14 protein-coding genes and 1 pseudogene are annotated in these 22437 nt (G+C 70.0%); 2 read left to right on the forward strand and 13 right to left on the reverse strand.

Annotation, left to right across the window (positions count from 1 at the left end):
• Nucleotides 1–2: 2 nt before the first annotated feature.
• The 7 genes from HDC36_RS11560 to HDC36_RS11590 form a co-directional block, all read right to left on the reverse strand.
• Entirely contained in the window at nucleotides 3–1145 is a 1143-nt protein-coding gene (locus HDC36_RS11560) for an NAD(P) transhydrogenase subunit alpha (RefSeq protein ID WP_179567373.1), read from the reverse strand.
• A 439-nt stretch (nucleotides 1146–1584) separates the two neighbouring features.
• The gene (locus tag HDC36_RS11565) at nucleotides 1585–2919 is read right to left on the reverse strand and encodes a virulence factor family protein (protein WP_179567375.1); all 1335 of its coding nucleotides are present in this window, start codon (nucleotides 2917–2919) and stop codon (nucleotides 1585–1587) included.
• 340 nt (nucleotides 2920–3259) lie between these two features.
• Entirely contained in the window at nucleotides 3260–4378 is a 1119-nt protein-coding gene (gene rodA / locus HDC36_RS11570) for a rod shape-determining protein RodA (RefSeq protein ID WP_179567377.1), read from the reverse strand.
• Entirely contained in the window at nucleotides 4375–6432 is a 2058-nt protein-coding gene (gene mrdA / locus HDC36_RS11575; RefSeq protein ID WP_179567379.1) for a penicillin-binding protein 2, read from the reverse strand. Before mrdA ends, rodA begins: the two co-directional genes overlap by 4 nt.
• Before the next feature lies 1 nt (nucleotide 6433).
• Nucleotides 6434–6919 (reverse strand): rod shape-determining protein MreD, encoded by a 486-nt coding sequence (gene mreD, locus HDC36_RS11580; protein ID WP_179567381.1) that lies wholly within the window; start codon nucleotides 6917–6919, stop codon nucleotides 6434–6436.
• A complete protein-coding gene (gene mreC, locus HDC36_RS11585; protein WP_179567383.1) occupies nucleotides 6916–8079 on the reverse strand; it encodes a rod shape-determining protein MreC in 1164 nt (387 codons plus the stop codon). Before mreC ends, mreD begins: the two co-directional genes overlap by 4 nt.
• A gap of 169 nt (nucleotides 8080–8248) precedes the next feature.
• Nucleotides 8249–9295: a rod shape-determining protein gene (locus HDC36_RS11590; protein WP_003465837.1), complete on the reverse strand. Its 1047-nt coding sequence runs from the start codon at nucleotides 9293–9295 to the stop codon at nucleotides 8249–8251.
• 262 nt (nucleotides 9296–9557) lie between these two features.
• Between HDC36_RS11590 and HDC36_RS11595 the strand changes: the two genes are divergently transcribed.
• Both HDC36_RS11595 and HDC36_RS11600 read left to right on the forward strand, forming a co-directional pair.
• Complete coding sequence (locus HDC36_RS11595; protein ID WP_179567385.1) at nucleotides 9558–10490, forward strand: carbohydrate kinase family protein; 933 nt, start codon at nucleotides 9558–9560, stop codon at nucleotides 10488–10490.
• A gap of 255 nt (nucleotides 10491–10745) precedes the next feature.
• The gene (locus HDC36_RS11600; RefSeq protein ID WP_179567387.1) at nucleotides 10746–12731 is read left to right on the forward strand and encodes a sigma-54-dependent Fis family transcriptional regulator; all 1986 of its coding nucleotides are present in this window, start codon (nucleotides 10746–10748) and stop codon (nucleotides 12729–12731) included.
• 440 nt (nucleotides 12732–13171) lie between these two features.
• Here HDC36_RS11600 and HDC36_RS11605 read toward each other — a convergent pair whose 3' ends face one another.
• The 6 genes and pseudogenes from HDC36_RS11605 to HDC36_RS11630 form a co-directional block, all read right to left on the reverse strand.
• The gene (locus tag HDC36_RS11605; protein ID WP_179567389.1) at nucleotides 13172–15580 is read right to left on the reverse strand and encodes a TonB-dependent receptor; all 2409 of its coding nucleotides are present in this window, start codon (nucleotides 15578–15580) and stop codon (nucleotides 13172–13174) included.
• 15 nt (nucleotides 15581–15595) lie between these two features.
• Nucleotides 15596–16705 (reverse strand): S-(hydroxymethyl)glutathione dehydrogenase/class III alcohol dehydrogenase, encoded by a 1110-nt coding sequence (locus HDC36_RS11610; RefSeq protein ID WP_179567391.1) that lies wholly within the window; start codon nucleotides 16703–16705, stop codon nucleotides 15596–15598.
• A 46-nt stretch (nucleotides 16706–16751) separates the two neighbouring features.
• Nucleotides 16752–17777 (reverse strand): beta-propeller fold lactonase family protein, encoded by a 1026-nt coding sequence (locus HDC36_RS11615; RefSeq protein WP_179567393.1) that lies wholly within the window; start codon nucleotides 17775–17777, stop codon nucleotides 16752–16754.
• The gene (locus tag HDC36_RS11620; RefSeq protein ID WP_179568044.1) at nucleotides 17774–18361 is read right to left on the reverse strand and encodes a c-type cytochrome; all 588 of its coding nucleotides are present in this window, start codon (nucleotides 18359–18361) and stop codon (nucleotides 17774–17776) included. Before HDC36_RS11620 ends, HDC36_RS11615 begins: the two co-directional genes overlap by 4 nt.
• A 77-nt stretch (nucleotides 18362–18438) precedes the next feature.
• Nucleotides 18439–20109, reverse strand: a pseudogene (locus tag HDC36_RS11625) (quinoprotein dehydrogenase-associated putative ABC transporter substrate-binding protein); the annotation flags it as partial.
• 83 nt (nucleotides 20110–20192) lie between these two features.
• On the reverse strand, nucleotides 20193–22202 hold the full coding sequence (locus HDC36_RS11630; protein ID WP_179567397.1) for a methanol/ethanol family PQQ-dependent dehydrogenase: 2010 nt from the start codon (nucleotides 22200–22202) through the stop codon (nucleotides 20193–20195).
• Between the last annotated feature and the right edge of the window lie 235 nt (nucleotides 22203–22437).

The following is a 22437-nucleotide window of genomic DNA, read 5'->3' on the forward strand; positions in this document are numbered from 1 at the left end:
GCTCAGGACTCCTTGGTGGCGGGCGCAGGCGGCGCCGCATGTGGCGTGGGATGGCAGACTTGGCCGTCGCGGGTGAGCAGGGTGCCGGCCACGACCTCGTCGTCGAAGTCCGGCGCCAGCGCGCCGTCGCGGACCAGCAGCTCGAGCAGGTTCAACAGGTTCTTCGCGTACAGCTCGCTGGCGTGCTGGGCCAATGCCGAGGGCACGTTGAACGGCGCGACGATGGTCACCGGCCCCACTTCCACGGTCTGCCCGGGCACGCTGCCCTCGCAGTTGCCGCCGCTGTCGGCGGCCAGGTCCACGATCACCGCACCGGGTTTCATGCCCGCGATCTGCGCGCGGTCGATCAGGATCGGCGCGGTGCGTCCGGGCACGTTGGCGGTGGTGACGATCATGTCGGCCTGCTGGATGTGCTGGGTCAGCACCGCGGCGGCCTTGGCCCGCTCCTCTGCGGTGAGTTCGCGCGCATAGCCGCCCTCGCCGCGCGCATCGATGCCGGTGTCGACGAACTTGGCGCCGACCGACTGCGCCTGCTCGCGCGTCTCCGGACGCACGTCGTAGCCTTCGGTGATCGCGCCGAGCCGGTGCGCGGTGGCCAGCGCCTGCAGGCCGGCCACGCCCAGGCCCATCACCAGCACGCGCGCGGCGCGCAGCGAGCCGACCGCGGTGGTCATCATCGGCAGGATCCGCGGCAGATGCACCGCGCCCAGCAGCGGCGCGTAGTAGCCGGCCAGCGCGGCCTGGCTGGACAGCACGTCCAGCGCCTGCGCGCGGCTGATCCGCGGCACGGTTTCCATCGCGAACGCGGTGATGCGGCGTTCGCACAGCACCTCCAGCAATCCCGGCGCCTTGGCTGGATACAGCATCGCCACCAGCACGCTGCCCGGACGCATCGCCGCCAGCGTCTGCAGCGACGGCGCCTGCACCGCCAGCACCAGGTCGGCGCCGGCGACGACTTCCTGCGCATCGTCGAGCACGGTGGCGCCGGCATAGGCGGCATCGTCGAAGCGCGAGGCCGTACCGGCCCCCGCCTGCAGGCGCAATTGCGCGCCGAGTTTCGCCAGCTTCGGCAGCACCGCGGGCACCATCGCCACGCGGCGCTCGCCGGCCTGCTCTTCCTTCACTACCGCTACGGTGAACGCCATGGGTCGGTGCCTGTGGGGAACTGCAGGCACGATGCGCGCGCGGCCCGCCGCGAACATTGATTGCGATCAATTGCGGCAGGCGCAGTGGCCTGCGGTACAGGCGCGGGACGATTAAGGTAGCGATAGCGCCCGTCAGCGCGGTTGTGCTGACGCCTCGCCGCGCCGACGGCGGCTACGACGCGGGAACGACCGGCTCGCCGCTGCACGCGGGCAGCGCACCGGACGCGTGGTCGCCCAGGCGCCGGCAATGCTGCCGGTGGAGCGTTGCGGGTCGCAGCCGTGCACGCGGATACGCGCGCTGCCTGCCTTCAGCGCAGCGACGCAGATGACGCGTTGCAGGCGGACGCGACGGCCATGCGCGCATGGCCGGGCGCGACGGAGGCCTGGAGCGTCATCCGCCCCGGCAGCGGCAGCGCCGAGGCCGGGGCACCGGACATCGCTATTGCAGCGCCCCGGGCGGAGTGCGCAGCGGCGCGGGTTGCACCGCGCCTGCGCGAGGATGCCCGGCATCGAGCGCCGCGACAGGATGGCGCGCGTCTTCTGCGAGCTGTTGCCAACGCGCGTCGACGATCGTCGCCAATCCGGCCGGATGCTGGTCGAAATGGTGGCCGCCGTGCAGCGCGACGATCTTCGCACCGCTGTCGCGCAGCTGCGGGCACACCGTGTCCTTCTCCTGGTCGCCATACACGCACAGCAGCTGCGACGGCGCGATGCGCGCGATTTCCGGCAGCACCGGCTTGGCGTCGTCGGCATCGCCCAGGTCGAACCAGTTGCGCACGCGGATCTGGAAATCGGCCTTGTGGTCCACGCCGAACAGGGCCAGCAGGCCGACCTGCGCGCGCTGCGCCGGCGGCAGGCGGTTGTACATGAACGGCATCGCGGTGGCGCCGAAGGAATAGCCCACCAGCAGGATGCGCTGCGGGTGCCAGCGCTGCTGGTAGTGGTCGATGACCCGCGCCAGGTCGGCGCTGGCCTGCGCCGGCGGCTTGTCGCGCCAGAAGTAGCGCAGGCTGTCCCAGCCGACCACCGCGATGCCGCGCCGTTGCAAGGCCTCGGCCATGCCCTTGTCGATATCGCGCCAGCCGCCGTCGCCGGACAGCACGATCGCCAGCGGCGCGCCGGGCACGCGCACCGGCAATTCGGTCAACGGCAGGTCGTCGAGCGCACCGCCGCTGCCCGGCATGTGCAGGTGCGCGGCCACGCGCGCGGCCAGCATCGTCTCCGGCGCGGCACCCACCGGTGCCGCCGCGATGTCGACGAAGCCCTGCGCGCTGTTGGGGTGCGCAGTGCCGGCGCAGACCTCGGTCGGCGCCGGCGCGATGCCGATCGCGCCCCCCAGGGTCGCCGCCGGCGCGGCGCCGACGATGCGCTCGGCCAGGGTCGCACCGGTGCCGGTGCCGGCCAGCATCGGCAGGAAGTAGCGGTCGCCGTGCAGATCGCGCTGCAGGTGCCGGCTCAACTGCTCGGCATCGTGCCAGGCATGGCCGCAACCGGTGCCGGCGCGCTGCAGGCGCGTCAGGTAGCGATCGCCATCGACCGTCGCGACCACCGCGCCGGTCGCGGCGATGCGCGCCGCCGCGGCCTGGCGCTGCGCGCGGTTGCCGCTGGCGAACAGGATCACCATGCCCTGCGGCGGGCCGGGCGGCTGGGTCAGCGCGACCCGGCCGTAGCCGTGGCTGTGCATCGCGCCGACAGGAAAGTAGTAGCGGATCAACGCATAGCCGCTCAGGCCGAGCGCAACGCTCAGCAGCAGCAGGAATTTCAGGAATTTCATCGACACACATCCATGTCGGCACAGCCGAGCGGACAGGAACCACGGGGAAGACGAGAGAGGAACTGGTGCAGGCGGACGGACGCAAGGACACGACACGGGCCTGGCCCGGATCGACGCTGCGCTGCGTTGGCTCCCCTCGGTGGACGCGGGTCGGCTGGGCGGCATCGAGGCCGCGCGTGGCTCACCCGGAACGGATCCTGCGCTCGCAGCGGACCGGAAAATCCGGCGCCGCGACGTGGCATCGACGCGAATTGTGCGCAGCGCCGACACATGCCGCAATCGTCTGCCACATCACCGCATACTTGCGGTTAAGCCAGCGCGCGCCGGCGGCGCGCGCGGCTCAGTAGCCGTGCACCGGGCGGTGCGCCTTGACCGCCATCACCAGGCCCAGCCCGGCCAGCAGCGACACCGCGGAGGTGCCGCCATAGCTCATCAGCGGCATCGGCACGCCGACCACCGGCAGCAGCCCGGAGATCATGCCGCCGTTGACCAGCACGTAGACGAAGAACGCCAGGCCGGTGGCGCCGGCGAGCAGGCGCGAGAACGTGTCGCGCGCCTGCGCGGCGATCCACAGGCAGCGCGCGATCACCACCAGGTACAGGGTCAGCACCGTGGCCACGCCGATCCAGCCGAACTCCTCGCTGAGCACCGAGAACGCGAAGTCGGTGGTCTGTTCGGGAATGAAGTTCAGGTGCGACTGCGAGCCCAGGCCCCAGCCCTTGCCGTGCAGGCCGCCGGAGCCGATCGCGATCTTGGACTGGATGATGTTCCAGCCCGCACCGAGCGCATCGTTCTCCGGATTGAGGAACATCATGATCCGGTCCTTCTGGTACGGCCGCAGCAGCCATAGCCAGGCCACCGGCGCGGCCGCGGCGACGCCGCCCACCGCGATGCCCACCCACCACCACGGCAGCCCGGCCAGCAGCAGCACGAAACCGCCGCTGGCGGCGATCAGCACGCCGGTGCCAAAGTCCGGCTGCAGCATGATCAGCGCGGTGGGAATGCCGATGATCACCGCGCTGACCAGCACCGTGGGCACGCGCGGCGGCAGCGGCACGCGGTGCAGGTACCAGGCCACCATCATCGGCATGCTGATCTTCAGCAGCTCGGCCGGCTGCAGGTAGAACACCTTCAGGTCCAGCCACTGCCGGCCGTACTTGCCGGTGCCCAGCGCGAACACCGCCAGCAGCGGCAGCATCGACAGCGCGTAGATCAGCGGCGTCCACGCGCGCAGGCGCAGCGCCGAGACCCGCGACAGGCCCCACATCGCCGCCGCGCCGATCGCGAAGCGGATGGCCTGGGCCAGCATCAGGTGGTTGCCGCCGGCCTGGCCGCCGGCGCTCTTGAGCACCGCCAGGCCGATCACCATCAGCGCGCCCAGGGCCAGGCACATCGGCCAGTCCAGGGTGCGGGCGAAACGGCCGCCGAGATCGGTCAGCCAGCGCAGGAAATCCTTCATCGTTCGTCCGGGATCTCGTCGGGGATCGGTGGCGGCACCGCCGGCAGCGGCACCGCGGCGGCCTCCACTTCGACCGGGCCGATCAGCACCGGACGCTCGCCGGCGGCCAGCGCCACCGCGTCGGCGGCGCCGCGCGAGCCCGGGTCCTCGGCGTAGTACAGCTGGCTGCCGAACGCGGTGGCGCCGCGCAGGCTGTCCAGCGGCTCGATGCCGGCGGGCAGGCGCCCGAGCAGCCAGGCATCGAAGATCTTGCGCGCGATCGGCGCGGCGGTGCTGGCGCCGTAGCCGCCGCCTTCCACCGCCACCGCCAGCGCGATGGTCGGCTGCTCGGCCGGGGCGAAACCCTCGAACAGCGAGCGATGGCGCAGGTGCATCGGCAGGCTGCGCGGATCCACCGCGGCCAGGCCCTTGCGGCTGACCACCTGCGCGGTACCGGTCTTGCCGGCCATCTGGTATGGCGCGCTGACCGCGATCGCATGCCCGCTGCCGCCGGGACGCATGGTGTCCATCATGCCCTCGCGCACCGCCTGCAGGTTGCCGGGATTGTCGCTGATCGGCTTGCCCGGGCCGAGCGCCACCGGCGCCCACGGCTGGTCGAACGCGCCGCGCTGGGCCATCACCAGGTGCGGGGTGCGCAGTTGGCCATCGGCGATGCCGGCCACCGCGCGCACCAGCTGCAGCGGGGTCACCTTCCAGTCGCCCTGGCCGATGGCGATGTTGACCGTGTCGCCGGGATACCACGCTTCCTTGCGGCTTTTGGCCTTGTAGGCCGGCGACGGCACGATGCCGCCGATCTCGCCCATCAGGTCGATGCCGGTCGGCGCGCCGAAGCCGTAGCGGTTCATGTACTGGTCGACCTTGGTGATGCCCATGTCGACGGCCAGCTTGTAGTAGTACGTGTTGACCGACTGCGCGATCGACTTGCGCAGGTCGGTCCAGCCGTGCCCGCCGCGGTGCGAGTCGCCCCAGCCGCGACTGACCCCGGGCAGGTAGAACATGCCGGTGGACAGGATCTTGTCCTCCGGCCGGCGCGTGCCGCTGTCCAGACCGGCCAGGCCCATGAACGGCTTGATCGTCGAACCGGGCGCCACCCCGCCGAGCACCAGGCGGTTGAACTGCGGCCGCGACGGATCGCTGTTGAGCGCCTGGAAATCGGCGTGCGAGATGCCGTTGACGAACAGGTTGGGATCGTAGGACGGCAGGCTGACCATCGCCAGGATCTCGCCGGTGCGCGGATCGATCGCGATGGCCGCGCCCTGGTAGTCGCCGAACGCGGCGACCATCGCGCGCTGCAGGTCGGCGTCGATGGACAGGCGCAGGTCGGCGCCGGACTGCGCCGGGACCCGGCCGACGGTGCGGATCGCGCGGCCCTGCACGTTGGTCTCGACCTGCTCGTAGCCGACCTTGCCGCGCAGTTCCTCTTCGTAATAGCGCTCCAGCCCGGACTTGCCGATGTGGGTCAGCGCGGCATTGCCCTCGCCGAGCATCTCCAGGTCCTTCTCGTCGATGCGGCCGACGTAGCCGATGATGTGCGCGAACAGGTCGCCGTAGGGGTAGTGGCGGGTCAGGTACGGCTCCAGTTCCACGCCGGGGAAGCGCCAGCGGTCCACCGCGAAACGCGCGCGCTCCTCCTCGCTGACCCGCAGCTTGAGGGTGACCGGGCGGAAACTGCGGCTGGCCTTGCGCGCGGCCTGGAAGCGTTCGATGTCCTCCGGCGACAGCGCGATGACCTTGCCCAGCTCGGCCAGCAGCGCGTCCATGTCCTCGACCTTGTCCGGGGTCACGTCGAGCCGGAACGCGGGCACGTTCTCGGCCAGCAGGCGGCCGTTGCGGTCGTAGATCATGCCGCGCCCCGGCACCACCGGCCGCGGCTTGATCCGGTTCGCGTCCGAGCGCGTGGCGTAGATGTCGTGGTCCAGCACCTGAAGCTTGAAATACCAGGCGCCCAGGCCGACCAGCGCCACCAGCACGCCGAAGAAGCCCAGCGCCGCGCGGCGCCGGAACTGCTCGGCCTCGGCGTGCGGGTTCTTCTGCGTGCGGCGGGTGAAGGCCACGCTACTTGCTCCGCCGGCCCAGCCGCAGCGCGTCCAGCAGCACGAACAGCGGCGGCCACAGCGCCATGCCCAGCAGCGGCGCCCACCAGTAGTTCCACGGCAGCGTCGGCTCGCCCACCGCCAGGTGCACCGCCGCGGCGACGATGCGGTCGTTGACCAGCAGGCCGCCGATCGCCAGCGCCTGCTGCGACATCGGGAAGAAGCGGATCCGCGCGCGGAAGCGCTGCAGGATGAAGCTCAGGATCACCAGCCGCAGCGCCTGCTCGCCGAGCACCCCGCCGTACAGCAGGTCGGCGACCACGCCGATGGCGAAGGCGAACCCCAGCCCGACCTTGTCCGGGGTCTCGATCACCCAGTACGCCACCACCAGCGCCAGCCAGTACGGGCGCAGCGGCTGCAGCAACAGCGGCAACGGCAACAGGCCCAGCACCAGCGCCAGGATCACGCTGACCGGCAGCACCCAGCCTTTGCTGCGGGGGCGGCTCATTGGTCCGTCTCCTGTGGAGACGCCGGGATTGGGGATTCGGGATTCGGGATTCGAGGGGATAGCGGCTGTTTGTGGGCAGCGGGCGCGGCGGAGGCCGCGGGAGCGGGAGCCGTCGCGGTACGTGCCGGCGGCGGGGTGGCGGCCGATCGCGAAGGCGTGGCCTGCTGGGAGTCCGGAAGTGGGGAGGACGCCGGCTGAGTTAGCGCGGTGGAAGCCGCTGATGGCACACGACCATTGCCGCCACCGCTGGCGCCGCTTTTATCCAATCCCGCGCGCTCTTCGACAGCCGCAGGCTGGCCATCCCCACTCCCCAATCCCGTTGCGGAGGCCGAAGGCCGCAGCAACAACACATCCCGCCCCCGATCCAGCTTCGCCGCCGGCTTCAGGTTGCCGACCAGGAAGGCGTGGGTGTCGTCCGGGCGCAGCGTCGCCACCGTGCCGACCGGGAAGCCGGCCGGGAAGCGCCCGCCCAGGCCGGAGGTGACGATCTCGTCGCCGACTTCGACCCCGGCGCTGAGCGGCACGTCGCGCAGTTCGAGGGTGTCGCCGCGGCCGTAGACGATCAGGCGCACGCCGTTGCGCGCCACCGTCACCGGCACCGCGTGGTCCGGGTCGGTCAGCAGCAGCACGGTGGAGTGCAGCGGGGTCACCTCGATCACCTGGCCCATCAGCCCGCCGGCGTCGATCACCGCCTGGCCGACGTGCACGCCGTCGCGGCCGCCGGCGTCGAGCACCAGGCGCTGCCGGGTCGGGTCCAGGTCGATGTCCAGGATCGGCGCCAGTTGCACGTCCAGGCCGCGGCGCTCGGCCACGCCCAGCAGCTCGCGCAGCTGCGCGTTGTCCAGCGCCGCGGTCTGCAGCCGGGTCAGCCGCGCCTTGGCGATCAGCAGTTCGTTGCGCAGCGCGCGGTTCTCCCTGACCAGCTGCGCATGGCTGGCGGCGTTCTCCTGCACCTGCGAGCCGAGCCGGCCCGGCAGCCCGGCCAGCGCCCACAGCGGCTGCACCAGCAGGTTGGTCTGGCTGCGCAGCTGGGCCAGCCAGCCGGCCTGCGCATCGAGCACGATCAGCACCACCGCCAGGGCCAGGTACGCCAGCAGGCGCGGCGTGCTGGCGGCTTCGCCCGGGCGGGCAGTGACGGGAGGACCGGCGTAGGGAGGCACAGTTAAAGCCGGGATTGGGGAATCGGGAATGGGGAATCGGAAAGCAACAGCGCATCCCCGGCTTGATCAGGCCGGGGCGCAGGCAAGGGAGCGGCTGCGGAGCCGGCAATGTCGGTGCGGAGGGGCCGTTCGATTCCCCATTCCCCACTCCCCATTCCCGGCTTCACGATCACTCCGGCGCGAAGAACTCGTTGCCGTGCATGTCCACCAGCTCCAGCGCCCGGCCGCCGCCGCGGGCCACGCAGGTCAGCGGATCGTCGGCGACCTGCACGTGCAGGCCGGTCTCCTCGGAGATCAGCCGGTCCAGGTCGCGCAGCAGCGCACCGCCGCCGGTCAGCACGATGCCGCGCTCGGCGACGTCGGCGCACAGCTCCGGCGGGGTCTGTTCCAGCGCCAGCTTGACCGCCGAGACGATGCCCGACAGCGGCTCGTGCAGCGCCTCCAGCACCTCGTTGGAGTTGATCTTGATCATCTTCGGCACGCCCTCGGCGAGGTTGCGGCCGGAGATTTCCATCTCCTGCACCTCTTCCTGCGGATAGGCGCAGCCGATCTGCAGCTTGATCCGCTCGGCGGTGGCCTCGCCGATCAGCATGCCGTGGTTGCGGCGCACGTAGTTGGTGATCGACTCGTCGAAGCGGTCGCCGCCGATGCGCACCGACTGCGAGTAGACGATGCCGTTCAGCGAGATCACCGCCACCTCGGTGGTGCCGCCGCCGATGTCGATGACCATCGAACCGCGCGCCTCGGTGACCGGCATGCCGGCGCCGATCGCCGCGGCCATCGGTTCCTCGATCAGGTACACGTCGCGCGCGCCGGCCTCCTCGGCCGATTCCTTGATCGCGCGGCGCTCGACCTGGGTCGAGCCGGCCGGCACGCAGACCAGCACGCGCGGGCTCGGACGCAGGAAGCGCGACTTGTGCACCTTCTTGATGAAGTGCTTCAGCATCGCCTCGGTATAGGTGAAGTCGGCGATGACGCCGTCCTTCATCGGGCGGATGGTGGTGATGTGGCCCGGGGTGCGGCCGAGCATCTGCTTGGCCTCGGCGCCGACCGCGGCCACCGAACGGGTGCCGCCGATCGCCCGGTCCTGGCGCACCGCGACCACCGACGGTTCGTTCAGCACGATGCCCTGGCCACGCACGTAGATGAGGGTGTTGGCCGTGCCCAGATCGATGGACAGGTCGTTGGAGAACATGCCGCGGAGTTTCTTGAACATCGGGGAATTGAGTCCTGGGGAGTCGCGTGCCGTCGCCGAATGGCGAAAAAATGGGCAGAAAACGAAGTCTGCTAGCGTAACAACCCACCTGGGTGCGGGCAAGGAAAATTCTCGCTAAAACCGCGCCTTGCATGCACTCGCAGGGGGCGCCGTGCATCGTGCTTGTGGCCCTGCCCGGCCGCAGCCGTTACCCTTTGCGCCGCGGCGACCCCGCACGCTGCCCGCCTGAATGCGGGCTCATCCCTCCGCCAAGGCCTGCCCGATGTCCGCACTGATCTGTGGTTCCCTCGCTTTCGACACCATCATGGTGTTCCCGGACCAGTTCAAGAACCACATCCTGCCGGACAAGGTGCACATCCTGAACGTGTCGTTCCTGGTGCCGCGGATGCGCCGCGAGTTCGGCGGCTGCGCCGGCAACATCGCCTACAACCTGCACCTGCTGGGCGGCGATCCGATCCCGATGGGCACCGTGGGCCAGGATTTCGGCCCGTACCGCGAGCATTTCGAGACGCTGGGCATCGACCTGTCGCGGGTCAAGGTGATCGACGAGCTGTTCACCCCGCAGGCGTTCATCACCACCGACCACGACAACAACCAGATCACCGCGTTCCATCCCGGCGCGATGATGCGCAGCTACGAGAACCACGTGCGCGACGTGCCAGGCGTGACCCTGGGCCTGGTCGGCCCGGACGGGCGCGAGGGCATGATCCAGAACGCCGAGGAGTTCGCCGCCGGCGGCATCCCCTTCATCTTCGATCCCGGCCAGGCGATGCCGCTGTTCAACGGCCCGGAGCTGCGCACCTTCATCGAACAGGCCGACTACGTGGTGGTCAACGACTACGAGTCCAACCTGCTGCAGGAGCGCACCGGCTGGAACGAGCAGGACATCGTCTCGCGGGTGCAGGCCTACATCACCACCCAGGGTCCGAAGGGCGCGCTGGTGTACACCCCCGACAAGACCTACGACGTCCCGCCGGCGCACGAGCGCCGCGTGGTCGACCCGACCGGCTGCGGCGACGCGTTCCGCGCCGGCCTGATCTTCGGCATCGAGCGCGGCTGCGACTGGCTGACGATCGGGCGCATGGGCAATCTGATGGGCGCGCTGAAGGTGGAACACCCGGGCACCCAGAACCAGCGCTTCGACTTCGACGAGTTCAACGACCAGTTCAAGCAGCAGTTCGGGTATGCCTTGTAGCCGGGAGTGGGGAGTCGGGATTGGGGATTCGTAAAAGCAGGGTTCTGGCGCCTTGATGCCACGACAAGCCGCGCGATCGCGCGGTTTTTTCGTTTTGGCCCAGGGCGGCAAGGGATCCGACCCAGGCAAGCCGCTCTTGCCAATCCCCAATCCCGACTCCCCACTCCCGGCTTTTGCTGCACTGCGGTTTGAGCCAAGGCCCGGTTTGTGCGTCACTGCCACTCTGGTCCCGGGTGGGGACCGAGGATGCGCCACGTGTCGGAACTGACTGTCGCCAACCTCCTGCAGGTCACGGCTGGGCCGCCGTCCGCTGCCGAGGCGGAATCCGCGTTGCTGGCGCGGATGCGCCGCTTCCGCCAGATCGAACCGCTGCCGCCGGCGCTGGCGCGCTCCTGGCAGCGCTGCCTGGACGAATACGGCCTGAGTCCGGACGCCCCCCCTTCGCCGATGGTCCACGACGGCAGCGGGCTGCGCGAGCGCCAGCAGCGGCTCGAAGAGGTGCTGCGCATCGCCAAGGTGGAGATGGAGAACCTCTACGAGCAGATCGCCGGCGGCGGCTACGCGGTGGTGTTCGCCGACGCCGAGGCGACCCTCCTGCACAGCGTGCAGGACCCGGCGTTGCTGCGCGAATTCCGCGAGACCGGGCTGTTCTGCGGCGCCAGCTGGGCCGAGCGCTACCAGGGCACCAACGGCATCGGCACCTGCGCGGTGGAGCGCAGTGCGCTCGGCGTGCACCGCGGGGAGCATTATCTGGTCCGGCATCTGCCGCTGTCGTGCAGCGGCGCGCCGATCCTCGACCCGCACGGACAATTGCTGGCGGTGCTGGATGCTTCCACCCCGGACGCGCGCGACACCAAGCTGGTGCAGCGCCACACCAGCGCGCTGGTGCGCATGTCGGCGGCGCAGATCGCGCGTTCGTATTTCCTGGAGCAATACCGGCATGCGTGGATCCTGCGCTTCCACAGCCGCCCGGAGTTCGCCGGCCTGCTGCACGAGGCGCTGATGGCGATCGGCGACGACGGCTGCGTGCTGGCCGTCAACGATGCCGCGCTGGAACAGCTCGGCAAGGGCGATCGCGGCCTGCTGGTCGGGCGCGACATCTCGCAGGTGATGCAGTTGGACTTCGACACCGTGGAACAGCGTGCGCGCAACGACGCCAGCACGCTGTGGTCGATCCGCTGCGCCTGCCACGGACGCCGCTTCTTCGCCCTGGCGCAGCCGCCGCGCCGCGACGCTGTCACCGGCCACGCGCGCGCCGCCAGTGCCGACAGCGGCGAGGCGGCCTATTCGCGCGAACACGTCGGCTCCGATCCGCGCATGCGCCACAATCTGGACAACGCGCTGAAGCTGGCCGCGCATCGGGTGTCGATCCTGCTGTGCGGCGCCACCGGCACCGGCAAGGAGGAATTCGCCAAGGCGGTGCATCGCGGCTCGCCGTGGGCGGCGCGGCCGTTCGTGGCGGTGAACTGCGCGGCGATCCCGGAGGCGCTGATCGAGAGCGAACTGTTCGGCTATGCGCGCGGCGCGTTTACCGATGCCGCGCGCGAAGGCCGCCACGGCAAGCTGCTGCAGGCCAGCGGCGGCACCTTGTTCCTGGACGAGATCGGCGACATGCCGCTGCCGCTGCAGACGCGGCTGCTGCGCGTGCTGGAAGAACAGAGCGTGACCCCGCTGGGCAGCGACCGGGCGATGCCGCTGGAACTGCACGTGATCAGCGCCAGCCATCGCGACCTGATGCAGATGGTGGCGGCCGGCGAGTTCCGCGAGGACCTGTACTACCGCCTCAACGGCGTGGTGCTGCACTTGCCGCCGCTGCGCGAGCGCAGCGACAAGGCCGAACTGATCCGCACCCTGCTGCGCGAGGAGAGCGGCGAGCATCACGTGCGCATCAACGAAGATGCGCTGCACAAGCTGCTCAGCTACGCCTGGCCGGGCAACCTGCGGCAACTGCGCAACGTGCTGCGCACCGCCGCGGTGCTGTGCGCCGACGGCATGATCCGCATCTCCAACCTGCCGCAGGAAATCGTCGATGCCGACAGCGGCCCGTGCCTGGTCAACGGCGATGCGGTCGCCGCCGACGACATGCCCGGCCGCGTGGCCCTGGACAGCGCCGAGCGCAGCGTGCTGCAGCAGCAGCTCGAACGCCACCGCTGGAACGTCAGCCGCACCGCCGACGCACTCGGCATCAGCCGCAACACCCTGTACCGCAAGCTGCGCAAGCATGGGTTAGCGACGGCCTGAGTGCGCGCGCGAAGCTGCTCGATCACGCCATCCCGCGTACGCCAACGCTCTCTGCAGGAGCGGCTTCAGCCGCGACATCGAAGTCGGATACCCAGCGGCTTCGATGTCGCGACTGAAGTCGCTCCTACAAAGGAGCTCTCGCCTGGTGCGGCGATGCGCATCCATGCCGTTGTTGTGGGAGGGACTTCAGTTCCGACTGCCTCCGAAGCCTGAAAATTTCCGGCTTCGATGTCGCGGCTGAAGCCGCTCCTGCAAACAACCGTGGCCTGGTGCGGCGATGCACATCCGTGCCGTTGTAGGAGGGACTTCAGTCCCGACTGCTGTCGAAGCCTGAAACTTTCCGGCTTCGATGCCGCGATTGAAGCCGCTCCTACAAAAAGCATTCGCCCGGAGCAGGCGGCGCGGCGCCATGCGCTGCGCTGCACAGATCACCGGCCATCCTAGAACCGCCAGCGCAAACCGACCTGGTACTGCCGTGGCGCGCCAGGGGCGACGAAGCGCGAGGGGCCGTCCTCGACCGCGGCGTCCTGCGGGCGCGCCAGCGCGCCGTCCGGGAACAGGTCTTCGGCGACCGCCGCATAGGTCTCGTAGCGGCGATCGAACAGGTTGTTGATGCGCAGGTACAGCGACAGGCCGTCGGCGATCTGCCAGGTGCCGTGCACGTCGACCAACGCGTAGCCGCCGGTGGACAGGTCGTGGCGCACCGCGTCTTCGCCATCCTCGGGATCCTCGACCAGGCCGTCCTCGTTGCCGCTGGCCACGCGCCGCGAGATCGCGCGCAGGTCCGCGCCCAATGCCAATGGCGCCAGCGCCTGCCACTCCACGCCCAGCTTCAGCGTGTTGCGCGGCAGGCCGGCGATGCGCATGCCCGGATGCAGCTCGATGGTGCGCTCGCCGGACAGCAGTTCGCCGTCGCTGCGGTAGGTCGCGTCCAGGTAGCTGTAGGCGGCGAACCAGCGCAGCGCGCCGCTGCTGGCGCGCCAGCTCAGGTCCGCGCCCTGGTAGCGGGTGCGATCGACGTTGTCGAAGTAGCCCAGCTGGGTATTCGGCGCGCGCAGGAACAGGATGTCGTTGCGATTGTCGGCGCGATACAGCGAGGCGTTGAAGGCCTGCTCCGGCGACGGGTTCCAGCGCACGCCGACTTCGTAGGTGCGCGAGACGATTTGCTCCAGACGCGGGTCGGCCTGCAGCCCGGTCGGCAGCCGGCACGGCTGTTCCGGATCGGCGCAGCCCAGTTCGATCGCGGTCGGCGCGCGGCTGTTCTGCGAGGCCGAGGCGAAAGCGGTGAAGCCGCCGCCCAGGCGCTGGGTGATGCCCAGCGACGGATTGGCCTTGGCGAACACGAAGCGCTCGCGCGGCAGCGCGCCGTCCTCGGCGGTGGACAGCACGTTGCTGACCTCGACCCGGTTCCAGCGCAGCGCGCCGGTCACGTGGGTGGCCTCGCTCACTTCCCAGGTGTCGGCGGCGAACACGCCCAGCGTGCTGCTGCGGCCGCTGACCCCGGAAAAGAATTCGCGCTCCTCGTCGGGATCGGCGACGACGGCGCGGTCGTCCTCCACGAAGCCTTCCTGTGCGTATTGCCGGTAGCGCACCCGGTTGCGATCGTAGGTGGCGCCGAGGCTGAGCGCATGCGCGCCGGCCTGGCGGCTGAAGTTCAGCGCCACGCCCTCAGCGTGCTGGCGCATCTGCGTGGTGTTGAGCACGCCGCTGTGCAGGGCGTCGGCCTCGGCGCGCGACACCGTGCAGTCGTCGTCCAGCGGCGTGCCGTCGGCGGCGTAGCCATCGGCGCAGTCCTCGACGAATTCCTCGTAGTCCTCGTTGATGTCGCCATTGACGGTGTCGCGGCGGCCGTCGCGGTAATAGGCCAACAGATGTAGCGCCGTGTCCGCGTCGAAGCGGTGGTCCAGTTGCGCGGTCAGCAGGGTGTTGCGGTTGCGGGTCAGGTCCGGCGAGGTGTAGACCGCGTCGCGATCGGCCTCGTACAGACCGGGCTCGATGCCGTCGTCGGTGTAGCGGCTGCCGGGCAGCAGGCCGTTGCCGATCAGGCGGCTGCGCCCGTGCAGCAGCGACACGTCCCAGTCGGTGTTTTCGCCCTGCCGCCCGAGCTTGCCGAACACGGTGCCGAGGCGGCCTTCGGACGCGTCGCGCCAACCGTCCTCGTCGAAACCGGTGACCGCGACGAAGGCGTGCAGGCCATCGCGGCCGGCATAGCCGTAGGACGCGTCCAGGCGCTTGCGTGCGCCGCTGCCGAACGACAGATCCGCGCGCAGGCCCGGCGCAGTCAGGCCCGACTGGGTGGTGAACGCCAGCGCGCCACCGAGCGTGTTGGGGCCGAACAACGGGTTGGAGCCGGGCATCAGCGCCACGCTGCGGATCGCCGCCTCCGGCATCATGTCCCAGCTGACGATGTCGGCGAACGGTTCGTTCATGCGTACCCCGTCCAGGTAGACCGACACGCCCTGCGAGGCGCCCGGCAACGCCGAGGCGCGGAAGCCGCGGAAGGTGAGATCGGTCTGGAACGGGCTGCCCTGCACCTCGTTGGTGTCCACGCCGTTCATCTGCCGCAGCATGAAATCGGTGAGGTTGCTAGCCTGGCTGCGCGCGATGTCGTCGGCGTTGGCGGTCTGCACCGTGTACGGCAGGTGGTCGGCATCGATCAGGGTGCCGGGGATCGGCGTGGCGGTGACCTCGACCCGGTCCAGCGCGGTGATCTGCGCATCGCCGGCATTGACCGTGGTCTGCGCGCCGGCCGGCGCGGCGGCCAAGACGATGGCGATGGCGATGGCGATGGCGATGGCCAGCGCATGCGCGCTTGCCAGCGAAGTACCACGTTCCTTGTTGCAAGCCATGTTTGCTCCTACGTGTCAGTACAGTACGACCGATTTGATGCCCCTGCCCGCGCGGATCGCATCGAAGGCGCGGTTGATGTCCTGCAGCGGCAGCGTCTCGCTGATGAGTTCGTCGATGCGGATCTCGCCGGCCAGGTAGCGCTCGGCGTAGGCCGGCAGTTCGCTGCGGCCCTTGACCCCGCCGAACGCGCTACCGCGCCAAGCGCGGCCGGTGACCAGTTGCAGCGGCCGCGTGCTGATCTCCTGCGCGCTCGGCGCCACGCCCAGGATGATGCTTTCGCCCCAGCCCTTGTGGCAGCACTCCAGCGCCGCGCGCATCGCGCGCACGTCGCCGACGCACTCGAAGCTGTGGTCGGCGCCGCCGTCGGTGAGATCGACGATCACCTGCTGCACCGGCGCGCCGAAGTCCTTCGGATCCAGGCAGTCGGTGGCGCCCAGCGCGCGCGCCAGCTCGAACTTGTCGCGGTTGATGTCGACCACGATGATGCGCCCGGCGCGCGCCATCACCGCGCCCTGCACCACCGACAGGCCGATGCCGCCGAGTCCGAACACCGCCACGCTGTCGCCGGGCCGCACCCGCGCGGTGTTGAGCACCGCGCCGATGCCGGTGGTGATCGTGCAGCCGAGCAGACACACCTTGTCCAGCGGCGCGGAGGGATGGATCTTGGCCACCGCGATCTCCGGCAGCACGGTGTACTCGGCGAAGGTGCTGGTGCCCATGTAGTGCAGGATCGGCCGCCCGCGCAGCGAGAAGCGGCTGCTGCCGTCGGGCATCAACCCGCGGTCCTGGCTGGCGCGGATCGCCTGGCACAGATTGGTGCGCCCGGAACGGCAGAACTTGCACACCCCGCATTCGGGCATGTACAGCGGGATCACATGGTCGCCGGGGCGCACGCTGGTGACGCCGATGCCGACCTCCTCGACCACGCCGGCGCCTTCCTGGCCCAGGATCACCGGGAACGCGGCATCCGGATCGGCGCCGGACAGGGTGCTGGCGTCGCTGTGGCACACGCCGCTGGCGACCAGGCGCACCAGCACCTCGCCGGCCTTGGGCGGTTGCAGGTCCACCTCCTCGATGGCCAGCGGTTGGTTCGCCGCCCAGGCGACAGCGGCTCGCGTCTTCATTCCCCTCTCCCCGCATCCTCTCGCTGTGCCGCATGCGCTCCTCGCCTCATTGCGCGATGACCACACCCCAGGGCATGTCGCCCACTGCGATCTGCTTGATCTCCTTCATGGTGGTCGTGTCGATGACGCTCACGCTGTTGGAGCGGCCGTTGGCCACGTACAGCTTCTTGCCGTCGGCGCTGAGCGCCGGATTCCACGGGCGCTGCCCGACCGGGATCTCGGCCAGGCTGGCGCGCGCGGCCGGGTCGATCACGCTGACCGTGCCGGCGCCGCCGTTGGAGGCGTAGACGCGGCTGCCGTCGCGCGAAATGGCGATGCCGGCGGTGCGCTGCCCGGCCGGGATGCTGGCCACGCGCCGGCGTGCGACCAGATCGATCACATCGACCACGCTGGCCGCTTCCTGCGCCACGTACACGGTATTGCCGTCGGGGGCGAACGCCATGCCGCGCGGATGGCCGCTGGTGGCGATGACGCCGGTGGATTTGCCCGCCTTCAGGTCGATCACGTCCAGGTCGTTGGAGCCTTCGTTGCTGGTCAGCAGCAGCGCGCCGTCGGGACTGTACACGCAGTGCTCCGGCGCCTGGCCCTGGGTGGCGATGCGCGCGCCGATCGCGAAACTGGCCGGATCGATCAGCATCACCTGGTTCTGCCCTTCCACGCAGACCGCGAACTGGCGGCCGTCCGGCGACGCGGCGATGCCCTCGGCGTTCTCGCCGATGTCCACGCTGCGCAGCACCCGGTCCTGCACCGTATCCAGTTCCAGCAGCCGGTGCCCTTGCGCATCGATCACGTACAGGTGCCCCGAGGGTCCGGGCAGGATCTGCTGCAGGCGCTTGCCGAGCTGGCCCTGCGCGGACAGCGTGCGCAGCACTGCGTCGGTGCCGGTGTCGATCACCGAGATGGTGCCGGCGCGCTGGTTGGGCACGTACGCCAGCGCCGCCGCCGGCGTGGCGGACGGCGTGGCGTCGGCGTTCGCCTCCGCGGCAGGCGCCGCCGCACGCTGGCAGGCCGCGCCGGCCAACAGCAGCGCCAGCGCAGCGGTGCCCAGCGTGCGGCGCGCGCCTGGGATCATGGCGCCGCGCCCGCGGTCTTGTTGATCGAGTGGATGAAGGCCAGCAGCTTCTCAGTGTCGCCGTCCTTGAGCACCGGCGCGAACGGCGGCATCTGCCCGACCACCTTCTCGTGGCCGACGCGGACCTTGCCGTGCGCGGTCATGCCGGCGGTCCCTTCGCTGATCAGCGTGCGCAGCGTGTCGTCGTCGTGGCCGTAGACCCAGATGTCGTTGGTCAGCGGCGGGCACATGCCGCCACCGCCGGTGCCGCCGTGGCAGGCGCTGCAGCCGGCGGACAGGAAGATCTTCTTGCCCTCGGCGGCGAGCTCCGGCGTCACCTTCACCGGCGGGCCTTTCGGAATCGGGGTGACCGCGGCCGGCGGCGGGGTCGCGGCGGCGGCGGCCGGTGCAGCGGTCGGGGCGGCCGGAGCGGTGCTGGGCGCAGCATCGGCCGCAGGTGCCGCCGACGGAGCGGCAGGTGTGGCGGCGGCGGGGGCGGAGGGCGGTGCCTCCTTGTCGCAAGCGGACAGGGCCAGGGTCAACGCGAACAGGGACAGGTGCAGCAGCTTCGGCACGACGGAGCGGCGGACGACGGCATTGCGCATGGGAAAAGAACCTTTGCGGGACGGACTGTGGGGACGTGAACGCCGCGGCGGCGGCACGAGCAGGTAAGGCGTGGCGGTCATTGCGTGCGTCGGTGTTCGGCCTCCGTCAGCAGTTGCGCCAGCGACGCATCGCCGCGCTGTTGCGCCAGCGCCGCCGGCGTCTTGCCGTCGGCGTCGCGGGTGGACGCGTTGGCGCCGGCGGCGAGCAGGCGGCGGCTGGCGGCCTCGCGGCCGGCCGCGGCGGCCAGCATCAGCGGGGTGACGCCAGCGCGGTTGGGCCGGTCGGCCTCGGCACCGCGCGCCAGCAAGGCATCGAGCATCTGCGGATCGTTGCGCGCCACCGCGAACATCACCGGGGTGAAGCCGGCCGGATTGCTGCGGCGCACGTTGGCGCCGGCGCCGAGCAGCGCCTGCACCAGTTCGACATCGGCATAGGAGATCGCCAGGTCCAGCGCGGTCCAGCCGTCCTTGGACACCGCATCGACCTTGGCCCGGCGCGCCAGCAGCAGCTTGGTGCTTTGCGCGTCGTTGCCCCAGGCCGCCTTCATCAAGGGCGTCCAGCCGCTGCCGTCGCGGCTTTCCACGTTGGCGCCGGCCGCCAGCAACTCGCCGACCAGGGGCGGCGCCTGGTTGCGGATCGCCTGGTGCAGCGGCGGCTCGCCCAGCAGGTTGGGCCGGTCGGCGCTGGCGCCGTGGCGCAGCAGCCAGGCCACGCGCACGCCATCGCCGGCATCCAGCGCATGCGCCAGTTCCTGGTTGGGATCGGCACCGCCGGCGATGCGCAGCTGCAGTTGCGCCAGCATCTCCGAGGAAGCCTGTGGGCTCGGCGTGGTGACATCGTCGGCCGGCGTGTCGTAGCTGCCGTGCGAGCGCAGATCGCCGTTGACGATGCAGTCGGCGCAGGCCACCAGCGGCACGTGGTACTCGCGCAGGATCGCGCCGATCTTGCCGGCGTTGCGCTGCATCGCCGCGTTCAGCGCATCGCGCAGGTCGGCGTTCTTGCGCGACACCGCCCACGCCATCGAATACTCCAGCACTTCGTCGTCGATGACGTTCAGCGGCACCACGCCCAGACCGCCGCGCGCGGCGTAGTAGCCGGCGACCGGACCCCAGGATTCGGCGGCGTCGAGCTGCCCGCCGGCGACGCGTTCGGCCAGCTTGCCGGGGTGGTCCTGCGGCGAGGTCGCCGAGTCGTAGAACAGGTATTGCACATCGCCGGACACGCCGTGGTCGAACAGCGCCTGCCGCGCCGGCGAACTCTGGAACACGCCGATCTTGAGTTTCTTCAGCGCCGGATCGTCCAGCGACGCCGGCTGCAACGCCAGGCCCTTGCGGGTCACCAGCACATAGGTGGAGCGGTACAGCGGCTGCGTGGGCAAGCCCATCTCGAAATCGCTGTTCATGTCCATCAGCACGTCGCAACGCCCGGCGTTGATCGTGCTGCGCGCCAACCCACGTTGATAGTAGGTGCGCCATTCGTATTCCAGGCGCCGGCCCATCGCCTCGGCGAGGACCTGCGCGATCTTGTTCTGGAAACCTTCGCCGGCGCGATTGGACAACGGCATGTTGCCCGGATCGGCGCAGACCCGCAGCACCGCCGCATCGGCGGGGAGCGCGGGCGCGGGCGTACTGCCCGCCGCTGGCTTGGCGGCCGCGCTGGAGGCGGCCTCAGGAACGTGAGCCGTCGCGGACGACGGCTCGCGCGTGCAACCTGCGGCGACGAGTCCGAGGCTGCAAAGCAACACCACGGCGCGCGCGCCCCGATACAAGCGCCGCGGGGCGACCGCCTCCCCCGGGCGGTCGCTCGCAACATGGACGCGTCGCCGCCGACTCATCGCGCGGTCTTGGCCGCGGCGGCCGGTGCGCCACCCGCTGCAGCGGTGGCGGTTGCGCTGGCGGTGACGGTCTTGCCGGCGCCGTCGATGCGGAAGGTATGCACCATGCCGCCCAACGGGATCTTGTCGAAGCCGTTGCTGAAGGCCAGGCCCGCCGCGCCCAACGCGCCGTACGGATCGCCCGGATCCAGGCCGCCGGCGACCGGCAGGCCGATCCAGCCGCCGATGCCGGAGAACACCGCCACGTACTGGTGGCCGTTGGCCTTGTAGGCGATCGGGTTGCCGATGATGCCCGACGGCAACTTGGTCTCCCACAGCTTCTTGCCGGTGTCCTTGTCCACCGCGCGGAACCAGCCGTCGAGCGTGCCGTAGAACACCAGCCCGCCGTCGGTGACCAGGGTGCCGCTCCACACCGGGAACTTCTCCTTGATCTCCCACTTGGACTTGCCTTCGACCACGTCGAACGCCTTGACGATGCCCAGCGCGCCGGGTTCGTTCGGCTTCATCATCACGTTGGCGAACACGTACGGCAGGCCCATCATGGTGTTGCCGCGTTCCTGCGGTTCCAGTTCCATGTGCCAGTTGTTGGTGCCGCAGAAGAACACCGCCGAATTGGCCGGATCCACCGAGCACGGCTGCTGGTCCTTGCCGCCCATCGCCGACGGGAACGCCTCGACCTTCTTGCCGCGCTCCAGCGGCGAATGCGCGGCGACCTTGATCGGGCGGCCGGTCTTCATGTCGATGCTCTCGGCCCAGTTGGCCGGCACGAACTTGTGCGCGCGCAGCAGGGTGCCGTCGCGGCGGTCGAGCACGTAGGCGAAGCCGTTGCGGTCGAACTGCACAACGGACGGGACCTGCTTGCCGTCGATGGTCAGGTCGACCAGGATCGGCTCGTTGATGCCGTCGTAGTCCCATTGGTCGAACGGCGTCTTCTGGTAGCCCCACACCGCTTCGCCGGTATCGATCTTGCGCGCGAACAGGGTCATCGACCACTTGTTGTCGTATTCGCCGGTATCGCATTCCTTCTGCGTGGTCTTGCCGCAGCGGTACGACGGGCTCCACAGGCCGGGATTGCCGGTGCCGTAGTAGACCAGCTTCAGTTTCGGGTCGTAGCTGTACCAGCCCCACGCCGCGCCGCCGCCGCGCTTCCAGCCGTCCTCCGGGAAGGTCTTGATGCCCAGGTCGCCGAGCTGGCCGTGCTGCGGATTGGCCTTGTTGAAGTCCGGACCCAGGCAGATCGCCTTGTCGCTGCCGGCCGCGTCGCAGGACCACACCTGCTTGCCGTCGCCCAGCGCGAACGCGGCGACGCGGCCGAGCACGCCGAACTCGTTGCCGCTGATGCCGGCCACGACCTTGCCGTCGGCGATGATCGGCGCCATGGTGATGGTCTCGCCCTTTTCCGGATGGGCGAGCTTCTGCTTCCACACTTCCTTGCCGGTCTTTGCATCGAGCGCGATCACATCGCCGCTGAGGCTGCCGAACACCAGCTTGCCGTCGGCATAGGACGCACCGCGGTTGACCGTGTCGCAGCACGCCACCGCCACCGAGCGCTCGTCCTGCTGCGGGGTGTATTTCCACAGCACCTTGCCGCCGTCTTCCTGCGCCAGATCGATCGCGAACACGTTGTTCGGATACGCGCTGACCATGTACATGATGCTGCCGATCACCAGCGGCTGGCCTTCGTGGCCGCGGGTGGCGTCGGTCTTCATTTCCCACGACATCTTCAGGTTCTTGACGTTGTCGCGATTGATCTCGGCCAGCGGGCTGTGCCGGTTCAGGCCGAAGTCGCGACCGATGCCGCCCCAGTTGTCGGGATTGCTGGCGGTGGCGGCGAACTCGCTGTCGGTGTCGGCCACCGCGGCCGGCGCCGCAGCGGCGGGTTGCTGCGCGGCGGCGGGTGCGGCCGGTGCCGCGGCGTCTTCCTGCTTCTTGCAGCCTGCCAGCACCAGCGCGGTTGCCAGCGCGAGCAGCGTCCAGGCACGGGTACGACATGGATGACTGTGCATCGTTCTACTCCCCTCGTTGAAGAGCCGTGGCGCTTACCGTCGAACGGCCTGCGCGGCGGGATGTGGAAACATCGGGAGAAAGGGAGCAATCGACGTGCCAGCACGCTGCTGCACTGCGCCATCGTTGAGCCGCAAGCATCGGCCGCGGCATGGACACCGCCGCGCCCCTGTCGCGCCGCAGCGCTGTATCGAGAACGGCACACTTTGCGCCACCCGCCTGTATCGCGATTGGCGC

This window comes from Xanthomonas sp. JAI131 (genome assembly GCF_013410075.1).
Lineage (GTDB): Bacteria > Pseudomonadota > Gammaproteobacteria > Xanthomonadales > Xanthomonadaceae > Xanthomonas_A > Xanthomonas_A bonasiae.